Genomic DNA, 11,413 nt, shown 5'->3' with positions numbered 1-11,413 from the left:
GGGTTGAGTTCCGCGACGGCCTCCGCCAACTTCAAGTCGCCGCCTGATCAAGCGTCACCAACTTTCGCCCATATCTCAATCCGCGCTTTCATACATTGGAAAATGTGAGTTGACGCGATATATTAAAGTGTGAATAAAGCGTCATGCTTTTTAGTTCGATTTGTCGAGACTAACGCATGCCGTTTTTGAATGCCGGTCGATGTAGAAACTGCGGCGCGGAATCATTGGAGACATTGGGGCAAGGTAATGGACATGGACGGGACACAGACAAAAAAAGACGAAATGCTTATCGAGCTGACGGCGGACGTTGTGGCCGCCTATGTCAGCAATAATCCTGTGCCTGCTTCGGAGCTTCCCAATCTGATCGCAGACGTCCATGCGGCATTGGGCAGGGTCAACCAGGCGACAGCGGAGCCGGCGCCGGCGGAAAAGCCCAAACCGGCGGTAAACCCCAAGCGTTCGGTCCATGACGACTACATCATCTGTCTCGAAGACGGTAAGAAGTTCAAGTCGCTGAAGCGCCATCTGATGACCCATTACGGGCTGACGCCGGAGCAGTACCGCGAGAAGTGGGGCCTCGACCCCAACTATCCGATGGTGGCGCCGAATTACGCCGCCGCGCGCTCGCAGCTCGCCAAGAAGATGGGTCTTGGCCGCAAGAAGAAATAGGGTTTCGCGCATCAGCGGGGATGCGCTTTGTGATCGGGCGGCGCTTGCAGGCGCCGCCTTTTTCGTGCCCCGGTGGGCATGGACCGGCGGCGGGCGGGACGCTGCTTGCGCACCTTCGGCGCCGCCTCCCCTTTCAGCCGATCATAGGCCTGGCTGAGCGCGATGTGGCGGTTGAGATCGTAGCTCCAGTGGCGGCGCATCCCCTTCAGCCGCTCGCGCTCGATCAGGCGGGCGAGCCGCATCAGGATCGCCCGCCTTTCCTCGCCCGTCGTCTTCAGCGCGGCCTCGAGGTCGATGCCCGAGACGAGAAAGAACGCCGCCATCTGCCGCGCCTCCCGGACCTGCCGCTCCTTGGCGCGGCGAAAGGCGCTGGCCTCCTCGCGAAATGCTGTCATGGACGCAACCTCCTGCTGTTCTTGAGCCCAGTGTGCGGCCAGCAGGAGGGACGGGGATAAACCGGCGGCAATTTCCACCGTCGCGAAGAAAAATGTCGTTTCTCAACAAAGGGATAGGGTTTCATCCCCGGATTTTGAGTTCTCTTTTTGTTCCCTCTTCGGCGACAGGACGATATAAGGAATATATTCCTTATTCTGATTGGAGGATCTGGTTCCGTGCCTTTGACCGCCGCGATCGCCATGCAGCAGGAAGACGAGGGGGAGGATATCGGGGCGCTCGGCCAGCCCGCCTATGCGCCGAGATTGAGCCCGGTGAGCGAGGAACGCGTTGCCGACATCTGCGAATGCATGATGGACATCGTGGCAGCACTTTTCGGTGTCAGTGGGCGCGAGCTGCGACAGCCGGGCCGCAGCCCCGCCGAGGTGGCGCGGGTGCGGCAGATCGGCATGTACGTCACCCATGTGGTTCTCGGGCTCAGCATGACGGATGTCGGCCGCGGCTTCAGGCGCGACCGCAAGACGGTGGTCCATGCCTGCCACCTGATCGAAGACATGCGGGACGACGAGGATTTCGACAGCATCGTGCATATGGTCGAGCGCGTCGCCGCCGCCGCCTTCCGCCAGACGCAGGTGCTTCCATGAAGCGGGCGGAAAGCGGTGCGGCGCGCGCGCGCAAGGAGCGCGAAAGGGTGGTGCGGTTTCTCGCGGCGGGGCCGGCGGCGGTCCGCCCGGCGGCGAAGGCGGACACGATGCTTCTCGAAGCGGGAGAGCGCGGCGCCGTCTCGGCCCGCAGCGAGACGCTTGCCGCGCTGGCGCGCGAGGGTGTGATCGCCCGGCAGGGAGCGCTGCTGGCGCTTTCCCCGGAGGGTCGGGCGCTGGCACGGCGCACGGAGTCCCCTGCCGAGCCCTTCCGCGCCCAGCACATGGAACGGGAGACACGCAGGCTTTCCACCGCGACGGGCGAGACCACGGTTGAGGCCAATCTTTGCGAGTCCCCGCTGGCCCAGCTCGCTCGGCGGCGGACGAGGAACGGCGCCCCCTTTCTCGCACCGGACGAGGTGCGGGCGGGCGAGCGCCTGCGGGCCGACTACACCCGCGCCCGCATCATGCCGCGCCTCGGGGCCAACTGGGACGCCGCCGTGGCCAGCCGCCGCCGGGGCAGCGGCGAAAACGGCGTGGCGGAGCTTACCGAGGCCGCCCTCTCGGCCCGGCAGCGCGTGGAGCGCGCCCTCGATGCGGTGGGGCCCGAGCTTGCCGGCATACTGGTGGATGTGTGCTGTTTCCTGAAAGGGCTGGAGCAGGTGGAGGCCGAGCGCGGCTGGCCGGTGCGTTCGGCAAAGGTGGTGCTTAAGACGGCGCTGGGCGCGCTCAGCCGCCACTACGAGCCGCCGCCCATCCGCCGGCGCGCTATTCTGCACTGGGGTGCAGAAGACTACCGGCCAAAGTTGCGGACATGAGGTGCCGAAGGCCGTTTTACCCTTGAAGAAGACGGCAAGGCCCTGTTCAGTCCTTGGGCAACGCGACAAGACAGAAATACAGAAGAAGAGCCGATCGACCATGCGACACGAGAAGATCGCCGCCTTCCCCTCCGCGCCCGCGCCACGCCCCGAGAAGCGGCCGCAGGAGGACACCCGCCACGGCATCACGCGCATCGATGAATATGCCTGGCTGCGCGCCGAAAACTGGCAGGAGGTGCTGAAGGACCCCGCGCAGCTTGCGCCCGACATCCGTGCCCATCTGGAGGCGGAGAACGCCTATCACAAGCAGCTCATGGCCGGCACCGAGGCGTTGCAGGAGGCGCTGTTTGCCGAGATGAAGGGCCGCATCAAGGAGGACGATTCCTCCGTTCCCATGAAGGACGGGCCCTATGCCTATGGCAGCGCGTGGCGCGAGGGCGGCGAATATCCCCGCTTCTTCCGCACGCCGCGCGAGGGCGGCGCGGAAGAGGTGCTGCTCGACGGCGACAGGGAGGCGGAGGGCAAGTCCTACTTCCATATCGGCGGCGTCGACCATTCGCCCGACCATACGCGTCTCGTCTGGGGCGCGGACGAGAAGGGCTCCGAGTTCTATACCCTGCGCGTGCGCGACATCGCGTCCGGACGGGACCTTGCCGACCAAGTGGAGAACACGGGCGGCAGCGGCGTCTTCAACGCCGACGGCAGCGGCTTCTTCTACACGCTGCTCGACGAAAACCACCGCCCATCCAAGCTCTTCTTCCATCCGCTCGGCGCGGCGGAAGAAGACCGCCTGATCTACGAGGAGCCCGATCCGGGCTTCTTCATGAGCGTGTCGGGCAGCCGCCTGAACGACTGGATCCTCATATGCTCGCACAACCACGAGACCAGCGAGTACCGCATCCTGCCGGCCGATGACTCTCATGCCGAGCCACGGCTGGTGGCGGCGCGCGAAACGGGCCTGCAATACGACCTGGAGCCTGCGGGGGAGGAGTTCTTCATCCTCACCAATGCCGACGGCGCCAAGGACTTCAAGATCATGACGGCGCCTGCCGCCGACCCTTCGCGCGAGAACTGGCGCGAGGTGGTGGCGCATGAGCCGGGACGGCTGATCCTGTCGATCCTCGCCTTCAAGGATCATCTCGTGCGGCTGGAGCGCAAGGACGGCCTGCCGCGCATCGTCGTGCGCGAGCGGGCCGGCGGCGCAGAGCATGTCATCGCCTTCGAGGAGGAAGCCTATTCGCTGGGACTCGCCGGCGCCCTCGAATACGACACCGACACCTTCCGTTTCACCTACTCCTCCATGACGACCCCGACGCAGGAGTTCGACTATGACATGCGCACGCGTCGGCGCACCCTCCTGAAAACCCAGGAAGTGCCCTCCGGCCACACGCCGCAGGATTATGTGACGCGGCGGCTCATGGCTCCGGCGCCGGATGGAGAGCTCGTGCCGATCTCGCTCGTCCACCGCCGTGGACTGAAGCTCGATGGCTCGGCTCCCTGCCTGCTCTATGGCTACGGCGCCTACGGCATCACCATTCCCGCCGCCTTTCGCACCAACTGCCTGTCGCTGGTCGATCGCGGCTTCGTCTATGCCATCGCCCATGTGCGCGGCGGCAAGGACAAGGGCTATCGCTGGTACGAGGAAGGCAAGCGCGAGAAGAAGCCGAACACCTTCACCGACTTCATCGCCTGTGCCCGCCATCTGGTGGCGGAGGGGTACACCAGCCACGACCGGCTGGTGGCGGAGGGCGGCTCGGCCGGCGGCATGCTGATGGGGGCCATCGCCAATATGGCGCCGCAGGACTTCCGTGCCATCGTGGCGGGTGTGCCCTTCGTGGATGTGCTCAACACCATGCTCGACGACACGCTGCCGCTCACCCCGCCGGAATGGCCCGAATGGGGCAACCCCATCGCCAGCAACGAGGACTTCGAGGTCATCGCCGCCTATTCCCCCTACGACAATGTGCGCCCGCAGCCCTATCCGGCCATCCTGGCGCTGGCGGGCCTGACCGACCCGCGCGTGACCTATTGGGAGCCTGCAAAATGGGTGGCGCGCCTGCGCGACCACAACACGGGCGACAACCCCATCATGCTGAAGATCAACCTCGACGCCGGACATGCCGGCGCCTCGGGCCGTTTCTCGCGGCTGGAAGAGGTGGCTTTCAGCTATGCCTTCATGCTGAAGGCGGTGGGCATGGCCGCGTAGGCGCGGCAGACCGGGGCCGGCATCCCGCCAGCCCCGGCGGTGTGCTACCGGTCTGCCGAAGGGATCGCCTTCAAATAGGCGGCAATCGCCTGCCGGTCCTCGTCGGGCAGCCGCGCCAGGTTCTCCTGAACCGCAACCATGGCGCCGCCCACGGAATCAAAGTCGGGCGTGAAGCCGGTCTCGAAATAGTAGACAATGTCGGCGGGAGACCATGCGCCCAGGCCATCGGCGCTCGGCGTGATGTCGGGCACGGTGCCCTCGCCTTCGAGCGACGGAGCGCCGGCCAGCCAGCGTCCGGTATCGAGGCCGCCGTCAAGGGAGCGCGGCGTGTGACACTCGCCGCAATGGCCGGGGCCTTCCACCAGATAGCGCCCGCGCAACACCTCCTCCGGCGCACCGGCGGGAAACTCGACCACGGGCGCCGCATCCAGATGGAGCCTCTTCCACAGCCCGATGCCGCGCCGCACCGTATAGGGAAAGGAAAGGGTGTGGCCGTCCGCGCGCCCGGCAACGGGCGGCAACGTCTTCAGATAGGCGAAGAGATCGGCCACATCCTGCACTTCCATGCGCGCATAGGAGGTGTAGGGGAAGGCCGGATAATAGTGCGCGCCTTGGGGTGAGATGCCGCGCATCACGGCATTGGCGAAATCGGCCACGTCCCAGCCGCCGATGCCGTCCTCGACGTGCGGAGAGATGTTGGGTGCCACGAAGGTGCCGAACGGTGTCTTGAGCGCGTGACCGCCGGCAAGCGAAAGCCGCGCCCCGCCCTCGGCGCCCGGCGGAGCATGGCAGGAGGCGCACCCGGCGAGATGGAAGATCCGCTCGCCATTCTGCGCATCGCCTGGCTGCAACCCGTCCAGCAGTGCCGGATCGAGCGGTTGCGGACGGGTTACAAGCCAGAACAGCCCGCCGCCGGCAGCGGCGAGCAGCACGGCGCCCAGAAGCAGCCTGCGCAGCATGGGCCGTCAGTTGTTGCGCACGCGGAAGTTTTCGTGGCAGCTACGGCAGTTGGAAAGAACCGGCGTGATGGCCTGCTGGAACGCTTCGAGGCTTGCCGGCCCCTCGCGCCCGGAAGCCTGCACCGCAGCGGCCGCGTCGGCCTGGAACTTGCCAAGCGCCTGCTGGAAGCCCTCCGGATTGTCCCAGATCGCCGGTGCGGCGGTGGTTTCGCCCTCGTCCGACCCCTCGGGGAAATAGTCGCCAAACGCCTTTGCGGTGGCGTTCAGAGAGGCAATCGCCGCCTTTGCAACGGCGGGGTTGTAGTCCAGCTCGCCCTTGAGCATGGCGCCGGCGACAGCGGCCGAGGCGGCGTTGGACTGCATCTGCGCCTTGCGCACGGCAACAGGGTCTTCCGCCGCCGTGGCGACCGCCGTGGCAAGGAAGGCGGAAAGGATGGAAGCCGAAATCACCTGTCTTTTCATCTGCACTCTCCGATTCAAATCGCCCCGAGCAACCATAGTGGCCGTGGTGCATCCTGCGCTCAAATCTGCAGCGCGTGCGATCACGCTTTCGTGAATCATCGAACTCTTCCACAGGCGAAAAGAAAACCCGGCGGTGAGGCCGGGTTTCCACGAAGCAAGCTTGGGTGCGTGTGCTCAGGTCGCCTTCTCGTAGAGCTCCAGCACGTAGTCCCAGTTGATGAGGTTGTCGACGAACGCCTCCAGATATTTCGGCCGCGCGTTGCGATAGTCGATGTAATAGGAGTGCTCCCACACATCGACGCCGAGAATGGGCGTTGCGCCGTGAACCAGCGGGTTCTCGCCGTTCGGCGTCTTCATGATCTCCAGCTTGCCGTTCTTCACGGCCACCCATGCCCAGCCGGAGCCGAACTGGGTGACACCGGCATTGATGAAGTCGGCGCGGAACTTGTCATAGCCGCCCAGATCGCTGTCGATGGCCTTCTGCAGGGCGCCGGGCAGGCTCTTGCCGCCGCCGCCTTCCTTCATCCAGTTCCAGAAGTGGATGTGATTGTAGTGCTGGCCGGCATTGTTGAAGAGGGTCTGGTGCTTGCCGTAGGACTGCTTGACCACCTCCTCAAGCGAAAGGTTCTCCATGCCGGCCTCGGCGGCAAGCTTGTTGCCGGTGTCGACATAGGCCTTGTGATGCTTGTCGTGATGGTATTCGAGCGTCTCGCGCGACATGTAGGGCTGCAGAGCCTCGTAATCGTAGGGCAGGTCTGGCAGTTCAAAGGCCATGTTCGGTCTCCCTCGTAACAGCGGTTGAAAATTCTGCGACTTGCAGATGGGGTCGGGCGCCCGTCTTGACAACTCTCCGCCCGCGCAAGTGTTCCTATCAGCTCAGGCGGCGGGCGTCGAATGCGCCCATTCCCAATAGAGATCGCGCGCCTTCTTGGCCACCGGCCCCGGCTGGAGTGCGCGATCCTCGATGCGGGTGACGGGCACCACCTTGGAGTGGTTGCCGGTGGAGAAGATCTCGTCCGCGTCGAGAAAGTCCTGCACGCTCAGGCTCTTTTCCACCACGGGCATGCCGGCGTCGGACAGGAGCTTCATCACGCGGGCGCGCGTGATGCCGGAAAGGAAGGTGCCGTTGGGGGCCGGGGTGAACACCTGACCGTCCCTGACCATGAAGATGTTGGAGGTGCCGGTCTCGGCGACATTGCCCAGCATGTCGAGGACGAGCGCATTGTCGAATCCGCGCGCCTTGGCATCGAGAATGGCCCGGCCGTTGTTGGGATAGAGGCAGCCCGCCTTGGCGTTGGTGGGCATCGTCTCGTAGGTCGGGCGGCGAAAACGCGAAACGCCGATGGAGAAACCACTGGGCGAAATCATCGGTGCCTCGTAGAGGCACAGGCAGAAGCGCGTGGAGGCGGGATCGGCCGGCACGCTCATATAGCCGCCATGCTCTGCCCAATACATGGGCCGGATGTAGACGGCCGTCTTGCCGTCGAACTTCTTCAGCCCCTCCCAGGTGAGCGCGACGATCTCTTCCGCCGGCTTCATCGCATCGAGGCCGAGCGCCCGCGCCGAGGCATTGACGCGCTCGCAATGGCGGTCGAGGTCGGGGGCCACACCCTCGAACCAGCGTGCCCCGTCGAAAACGGAGGAGCCCAGCCACATGGCATGGGTGCGCGGCCCGGCGATGGCCACATTGCCCTCATGCCACTCTCCATCCAGAAAGGTCCAGGTGGTGGTTTGCGCCTCCGGCAGGGCGTTCATGGCGTTTCGCCTCCTTGGTTCGTGTCCTTGTGCGGCAAGGGATAGCGCCTGCCACCGCACCGTCAATTGTCACATCTGCCCAAACGTCGGTCCAGCCGTTCTTGACCGGAGCGCGCACTTGCGGTCAAGTGCAGATATTCCCAAGGGCTTGAGCATGCGGTTTTCAGCTTTCGTTTTCGACGCTTACGGCACGCTTTTCGACGTGCACGCGGCGGTGCGCAAATATGCCGGCGAAATCGGGCCGGAAGGCCGGCGCCTTTCGGAGATCTGGCGCGCCAAACAGCTCGAATATTCCTGGGTCGGCACGCTGATGGGCGAGCATGTCGATTTCTGGACCCTGACCGAGCGCGCGCTGGATTACGCCTTTCGCAAGGTGCCTTCCGCCGACAGGAGCCTGCGGGAGGGACTGCTGGAGGCCTATTGGCATCTCGACTGCTACCCGGAAGTGCCCGGCGTGCTCAGGGCGCTCAAGGGTGCCGGGGCGCGCCTGGCCATCCTGTCCAACGGCTCCAGGGCGATGCTGGAAGCGGCGGTGCGCTCGGCGGCGCTGGAAACGGTTCTCGACGACATCTTCTCCGCCGATCAGGCGCAGAAGTTCAAGACCGACCCTGCCGTCTACGATCTGGTCACCACGTCCTGGCGTCTCTATCCCGACGCCGTTTCCTTCCAGTCGTCGAACCGATGGGACATCGCGGGCGCCGCGCGCTGCGGTTTTCGCACGGTGTGGATCAACCGCACGCAGGAGCCGGACGAATATGCCGACCACCAGCCCGACCTCATCCTGCCCTCGCTCGACGGCCTCATCACGGCAAGTTGATGAGACCGTGCCCGCCGCCTCATGTTGCACTGAAGCAACAAACGCGGGCAATGCGACCGGGCAGCGCGATCTTCACCTTGCCGCCCGATTCTTTCGCTTAAGAAGCAGGTGAATCGCATTGTTGCGTTCTCTTGGCGGGCGCTGTCCATGACGGGCGGGTCCGCCCTGCATTTGTCTGAATTCTTTTTTGAACGAACATGAAGAGAGACATGTCCAGCTTCGACGCCCCCTCTCCCGGCCTTTCGCGCCGCAGGTTCCTTTCCGCGGCGGCGGCCGGCGCGGCAGCCGCTGCCCTCTCCGGCTGCGTCTCCGTGCCCAACACCTCCACGCGGACGGTCTATGTCCCCACGACGCCGCGGCTGGCGCCCGGCCAGTCCTCCTATCGCGTCATGTATGGGGCGCTGGTCGACAACGGGTTCGAGATTCCTTCCGTACCCATCGACAGGATGGACCCGCGCATGCTGCGCCAGGAAGTGGACGACCCGACGGGCGAGAGGCCCGGCACCATCGTCGTCGATACCTCGCAGCATTTTCTCTATCTGGTGAATGAAGGCGGCCGGGCGCTGCGCTACGGCGTGGGCCTGGGCCGCGCCGGCTTCGAATGGTCCGGCCGGGCGCAGGTCGAGAGGAAAGCCGTCTGGCCGAAATGGCACCCGCCGGCGGAGATGATCAAGCGCCAGCCGGAGCTGGAGAAATATCGCACCACCTTCAACAAGAAGACCGGCGAGTGGGAGGGCGGCATGGAAGGCGGGATCATGAACCCGCTGGGTGCGCGCGCGCTCTATCTCTATCAGAACGGCAAGGATACGCTCTACCGCATCCACGGCTCGCCGGAATGGTGGACCATCGGCAAGTCCGTCTCCTCGGGCTGCGTGCGTATGCTCAATCAGGACGCGATAGACCTCTACAACCGCGTTCCGGAAGGCACGCCGGTGCTCGTCACGCACGGGCTCTATTCAGCCTGAGCCCTTAGACCGGTTCATCGTTTCAATGAAACGCTGACCCGGTCCATCTGTTTGTTTTGCCGCATTTTTGCGACGCCAGATGATTCGATCTGGCTGCAAAATGCTGTAGCGCGCGCTCCCTCCGTGAGCGGCGGGCGGGCCGCTCAACGCCTTCTCAGGCTGCCCAGGATTCCGCGAACGAGCTCGCGGCCGAGCGTCGTGCCGATGGAGCGGACGACCGACTTGATGGCGGCCTCCGTGACCGACTGGCGCTGGCGGGAGCTGCGCGCCGTGCCGGAACGGGAGCCACCAAGGCCCGGCAAGGACCAGCCCCCCTTGTCTTCGCGCGCTTCAGGCTCCCGATCGGTCCTGACGGCGCTTTCGGCGGCATGTTTCTGCAGCAGCTCGAAGGCCGACTCCCGGTCCACCGCCGTATCGTACTGGCCCGCCACCGGGCTCTCGCGCATGACCGCCTGCCGCTCCGCCTCGCTGATCGGCCCGATGCGCGAGGACGGCGGACGAATGAGGGTGCGCTGGACGATGGAGGGCACGGCCTTGGCCTCCAGCGTGGAGACCAGCGCCTCGCCCACCCCCAGCCTGGTGATGGTCTCGAAGCAGTCGAAGTCCGGGTTGGGGCGGAAGGTGTCGGCCGCCGTCTTCACGGCCTTCTGCTCGCGCGGCGAGTAGGCGCGCAGTGCGTGCTGAACACGATTGCCGAGCTGTGCGAGCACGCCGTCCGGCACGTCCAGCGGGTTCTGGGTGACGAAATAGACACCCACACCCTTCGAGCGGATGAGGCGCACCACCTGCTCCACCCGCTCGATCAGCGCCTTGGGCGCCTCGTCGAAGAGAAGGTGCGCCTCGTCGAAGAAGAAGACGAGGCGGGGTTTTTCCGGGTCGCCCACCTCCGGCAGCTCCTCGAACAGCTCGGAGAGCAGCCACAGCAGGAAGGTGGCATAGAGGCGCGGGTTCATCATCAGCCTGTCGGCGGCAAGCACGCTCACATAGCCGCGCCCGTCGCGCGTGGTGCGCATCAGATCGGCGATGCGCAATGCCGGCTCGCCGAAGAAGTGCTCGCCGCCCTGCTGTTCGAGCACCAGGAGCGAGCGCTGAATGGCGCCGACCGACTGCCTGGAAACATTGCCGTAGCGCGCGCCGATCTCCCCGGCACGCTCGGCAATGTTGGTCAACAGCGCTTGCAGGTCCTTGAGGTCGAGCAGCAGAAGCCCTTCCTCGTCGGCGATGCGGAAGGCGATGTTCATCACACCCTCCTGTGCCTCCGACAGGTTCATGAGGCGCGACAGGAGAAGCGGCCCCATCTCCGAGATGGTGGCTCGGATGGGGTGTCCCTTCTCGCCGAACAGATCCCAGAAGATCACCGGCGTCTCGCGGAAGACGTAGGGTTCGAGCCGGATCGCCTCGGCGCGCTTCAGCAGAAAGTCCTTCTCCTCGCCCTTCACCGCGATGCCGGAAAGATCTCCCTTGATGTCGGCGCAGAAGACGGGAACCCCGGCATTGGAGAAGCCTTCGGCCAGGATCTGCAGCGAGACCGTCTTGCCCGTTCCCGTGGCGCCGGTGACGAGGCCATGCCGGTTGGCATATTTGAGGAGCAGATGTTCGGCCTTCTGGTAGCTGTCGTCGGCATGCCGGCTGGCGCCAAGGAAGATGCTGTCTTCGCCGCTCATCGGGCCTTTTCTCCTCTTGTCCTGCGCGCCGCAGCCGGCAACGCTCCATTCTGGTATAATGGGC

At 65.0% G+C, this 11,413-nt stretch carries 12 protein-coding genes; 6 read left to right on the top strand and 6 right to left on the bottom strand.

All coding sequences use genetic code 11. The features are described from left to right. Nucleotides 1-252: 252 nt before the first annotated feature. The gene (locus NYR58_RS10140) at nucleotides 253-669 is read left to right on the top strand and encodes a MucR family transcriptional regulator (protein WP_378074662.1); all 417 of its coding nucleotides are present in this window, start codon (nucleotides 253-255) and stop codon (nucleotides 667-669) included. 11 nt (nucleotides 670-680) lie between these two features. Here the strand turns inward: NYR58_RS10140 and NYR58_RS10135 are convergent, their stop codons facing one another. Continuing rightward, complete coding sequence (locus NYR58_RS10135; RefSeq protein WP_378074663.1) at nucleotides 681-1,064, bottom strand: cytoplasmic protein; 384 nt, start codon at nucleotides 1,062-1,064, stop codon at nucleotides 681-683. Nucleotides 1,065-1,280: 216 nt separating this feature from the next. Here NYR58_RS10135 and NYR58_RS10130 point away from each other — a divergent pair, with 216 nt between their 5' ends. The 3 genes from NYR58_RS10130 (at nucleotide 1,281) to NYR58_RS10120 (ending at nucleotide 4,727) form a co-directional block, all read left to right on the top strand. Further along, nucleotides 1,281-1,706 carry a helix-turn-helix domain-containing protein gene (locus NYR58_RS10130; protein WP_261520481.1) on the top strand — a complete coding sequence of 142 codons (426 nt, stop codon included), beginning with the start codon at nucleotides 1,281-1,283 and terminating at the stop codon, nucleotides 1,704-1,706. Continuing rightward, complete coding sequence (locus tag NYR58_RS10125) at nucleotides 1,703-2,521, top strand: DUF6456 domain-containing protein (RefSeq protein ID WP_261520480.1); 819 nt, start codon at nucleotides 1,703-1,705, stop codon at nucleotides 2,519-2,521. The genes NYR58_RS10130 and NYR58_RS10125 overlap by 4 nt, the downstream gene beginning before the upstream one ends. Before the next feature lie 100 nt (nucleotides 2,522-2,621). Further along, complete coding sequence (locus tag NYR58_RS10120) at nucleotides 2,622-4,727, top strand: S9 family peptidase (RefSeq protein ID WP_261520478.1); 2,106 nt, start codon at nucleotides 2,622-2,624, stop codon at nucleotides 4,725-4,727. Nucleotides 4,728-4,771: 44 nt separating this feature from the next. On the opposite strand, the gene NYR58_RS10115 is transcribed toward NYR58_RS10120, so the two are convergent. From NYR58_RS10115 to NYR58_RS10100, 4 genes are all read right to left on the bottom strand, one after another. After that, nucleotides 4,772-5,686 carry a c-type cytochrome gene (locus NYR58_RS10115; protein WP_261520477.1) on the bottom strand — a complete coding sequence of 305 codons (915 nt, stop codon included), beginning with the start codon at nucleotides 5,684-5,686 and terminating at the stop codon, nucleotides 4,772-4,774. Nucleotides 5,687-5,692: 6 nt separating this feature from the next. Continuing rightward, complete coding sequence (locus NYR58_RS10110; protein ID WP_261520476.1) at nucleotides 5,693-6,148, bottom strand: c-type cytochrome; 456 nt, start codon at nucleotides 6,146-6,148, stop codon at nucleotides 5,693-5,695. A gap of 174 nt (nucleotides 6,149-6,322) precedes the next feature. Continuing rightward, the gene (locus NYR58_RS10105) at nucleotides 6,323-6,922 is read right to left on the bottom strand and encodes a superoxide dismutase (RefSeq protein ID WP_261520475.1); all 600 of its coding nucleotides are present in this window, start codon (nucleotides 6,920-6,922) and stop codon (nucleotides 6,323-6,325) included. Nucleotides 6,923-7,024: 102 nt separating this feature from the next. Beyond that, a complete protein-coding gene (locus tag NYR58_RS10100; RefSeq protein WP_261520474.1) occupies nucleotides 7,025-7,903 on the bottom strand; it encodes a branched-chain amino acid aminotransferase in 879 nt (292 codons plus the stop codon). Nucleotides 7,904-8,057: 154 nt separating this feature from the next. Here NYR58_RS10100 and NYR58_RS10095 point away from each other — a divergent pair, with 154 nt between their 5' ends. Both NYR58_RS10095 and NYR58_RS10090 read left to right on the top strand, forming a co-directional pair. Further along, complete coding sequence (locus tag NYR58_RS10095) at nucleotides 8,058-8,720, top strand: haloacid dehalogenase type II (protein WP_261520472.1); 663 nt, start codon at nucleotides 8,058-8,060, stop codon at nucleotides 8,718-8,720. Nucleotides 8,721-8,929: 209 nt separating this feature from the next. Continuing rightward, on the top strand, nucleotides 8,930-9,685 hold the full coding sequence (locus tag NYR58_RS10090) for a L,D-transpeptidase (RefSeq protein WP_261520471.1): 756 nt from the start codon (nucleotides 8,930-8,932) through the stop codon (nucleotides 9,683-9,685). A gap of 143 nt (nucleotides 9,686-9,828) precedes the next feature. On the opposite strand, the gene NYR58_RS10085 is transcribed toward NYR58_RS10090, so the two are convergent. Beyond that, nucleotides 9,829-11,349, bottom strand: coding sequence for a helicase HerA-like C-terminal domain-containing protein (locus tag NYR58_RS10085; protein ID WP_261520470.1), 1,521 nt, complete (start codon nucleotides 11,347-11,349; stop codon nucleotides 9,829-9,831). Nucleotides 11,350-11,413: the final 64 nt, after the last annotated feature.

It is taken from the genome of Chelativorans intermedius (assembly GCF_025398255.1).
GTDB lineage: Bacteria > Pseudomonadota > Alphaproteobacteria > Rhizobiales > Rhizobiaceae > Chelativorans > Chelativorans intermedius.
This window is presented reverse-complemented; position numbering and strand designations above follow the sequence as displayed.

What these genes read in the sequence shown, in the direction of transcription:
- NYR58_RS10115 (WP_261520477.1), bottom strand. Translation starts at nt 5,686, where the DNA reads ATGCTGCGCAGGCTGCTTCTGGGCGCCGTGCTGCTCGCCGCTGCCGGC.
- NYR58_RS10090 (WP_261520471.1), top strand. Translation starts at nt 8,930, where the DNA reads ATGTCCAGCTTCGACGCCCCCTCTCCCGGCCTTTCGCGCCGCAGGTTC.
- NYR58_RS10135 (WP_378074663.1), bottom strand. Translation starts at nt 1,064, where the DNA reads ATGACAGCATTTCGCGAGGAGGCCAGCGCCTTTCGCCGCGCCAAGGAG.
- NYR58_RS10095 (WP_261520472.1), top strand. Translation starts at nt 8,058, where the DNA reads ATGCGGTTTTCAGCTTTCGTTTTCGACGCTTACGGCACGCTTTTCGAC.
- NYR58_RS10085 (WP_261520470.1), bottom strand. Translation starts at nt 11,349, where the DNA reads ATGAGCGGCGAAGACAGCATCTTCCTTGGCGCCAGCCGGCATGCCGAC.
- NYR58_RS10125 (WP_261520480.1), top strand. Translation starts at nt 1,703, where the DNA reads ATGAAGCGGGCGGAAAGCGGTGCGGCGCGCGCGCGCAAGGAGCGCGAA.
- NYR58_RS10110 (WP_261520476.1), bottom strand. Translation starts at nt 6,148, where the DNA reads ATGAAAAGACAGGTGATTTCGGCTTCCATCCTTTCCGCCTTCCTTGCC.
- NYR58_RS10105 (WP_261520475.1), bottom strand. Translation starts at nt 6,922, where the DNA reads ATGGCCTTTGAACTGCCAGACCTGCCCTACGATTACGAGGCTCTGCAG.
- NYR58_RS10100 (WP_261520474.1), bottom strand. Translation starts at nt 7,903, where the DNA reads ATGAACGCCCTGCCGGAGGCGCAAACCACCACCTGGACCTTTCTGGAT.
- NYR58_RS10120 (WP_261520478.1), top strand. Translation starts at nt 2,622, where the DNA reads ATGCGACACGAGAAGATCGCCGCCTTCCCCTCCGCGCCCGCGCCACGC.
- NYR58_RS10140 (WP_378074662.1), top strand. Translation starts at nt 253, where the DNA reads ATGGACGGGACACAGACAAAAAAAGACGAAATGCTTATCGAGCTGACG.